This window comes from Bartonella sp. MR110HLJHH, assembly GCF_042194225.1.
Lineage (GTDB): Bacteria > Pseudomonadota > Alphaproteobacteria > Rhizobiales > Rhizobiaceae > Bartonella > Bartonella grahamii.
Map to the genome: position 1 here is coordinate 1 of NZ_JBHIMQ010000061.1, position 1,359 is coordinate 1,359.

Annotated in this window: 1 protein-coding gene and 1 pseudogene; both read right to left on the minus strand. The window is 35.1% G+C overall.

From position 1 onward, the window contains the following. Positions 1 to 226 precede the first annotated feature (226 nt). Positions 227 to 1,174 (minus strand): type IV secretion system protein, encoded by a 948-nt coding sequence (locus ACFIKB_RS09290; protein WP_375653468.1) that lies wholly within the window; start codon positions 1,172 to 1,174, stop codon positions 227 to 229. A gap of 88 nt (positions 1,175 to 1,262) precedes the next feature. After that, a pseudogene (locus ACFIKB_RS09295) lies at positions 1,263 to 1,359 on the minus strand (TrwH protein); the annotation flags it as partial.

Sequence of the window (1,359 nt, forward strand, 5' to 3'; positions counted from 1 at the left end):
GATCAATTTTATTGAAAAGTTGCGTGAACACTGTAAAGTCCATGGAATTCCTCTTTAACGAATTTTCAACTTTTTATCACCTTGAAACATAGATACATGCTAAACGCGTTATTTGCATTTATACATTACCTAAGTATTTGCATTACGATATCTTGGCTTTGATAAAATCTTTGTGCCTCTCTGAATTGTTCGGATAGTACTGAACCTTCTACATTGGCTTTTGTTTTTATCGTATGGTAGGCATCCCTTTTTTTTCATGGTCAAAAATTTTCATATCAAGTTCGCGTCTTTTCCTTTTGATAAGTGATTGCTCAGCATTACGTAAATGCGCTACCATTTCCATCTTTATAAATTCATTTTGGATCATGGTTAACGAACCATCGATATGTGCTTGAAGATCTGCAGTATCTTTCAGGTTTTCTTTTGTTTGAATTTCATCTAATAGATGTTGGAGGTATTTAAAACGATTTTCTACGTTTTCAAAAGTTTCTAAACTTACAGCTTTATCTACTATCGATGCAAATTGTAAACGCCTTGAAATAGCCTTCCCCATTTGATCAAAAGTCCCAGAAATTTTGTTTTCTTCCTGCAATAGCTTTTGATATGATTCCCTTGAAAGCTTGTCACTCTTATAGAGCGATTCTGGCTCTTTGAGAAAAAAACTAGAAAAGTCTATTTTCTGAGGTGCAGTTTTCTGACCCTTTGTTATAGCTTGATAGGCTTTTTCTGTTTGCAAAAGTTGTTTTTTTTTCAACTCAAGCTGTTTTTTTAAGAGCTCAATAATTTCCCCTTTTTTTAATAGATTAATAATCTCTAGATATTCTGCAGGTGGAGCAGATACAAAAGTTGATTTAGGTACCTGAGTTGTGGGAGATACTGGAGTTGTGTTAGATGGCTTAGAGCCACTAGGTTTGGACGGTATGCGATTTCTCATCGTTCCCAAAGTAGAAAGATCGATTTTAACATCGGGTGGAAGTGCAGGTGGTGGATTATAGCCTTTTGGTGGTTTTTTTGGTCTATAATCTTTGCTTGTACTGAGACCTCCTGACCCCATACCAGGAATTATAGTAATACGGCTATGAGCTCCTCCTTGCTTAGTAACAGTGTCACTTCTTACTAAGTTTGTTGTTCCAAGAAACGCACTAATTGCTATGATAATAATCAGCTTTTGCATATTTTATTCCTTTTAATTTTCACATATTTAGAAAGACTGACTATTTTTAGAAAGACTGACCATTATATTATTAACTTCATAAATCAGTTTATGAGATTCCGTTGTCTCCTCGCTTGATTTCGTCAGGGATTGTTTTATTAATAGGCACACGGTTCCTATCATTGGGCTGTTTGAGCTTTGGTGCT

Bases quoted from the DNA above. Each gene is read 5' to 3' on its own strand.
- ACFIKB_RS09290 (WP_375653468.1), bottom strand. From the start codon at position 1,174: ATGCAAAAGCTGATTATTATCATAGCAATTAGTGCGTTTCTTGGAACA.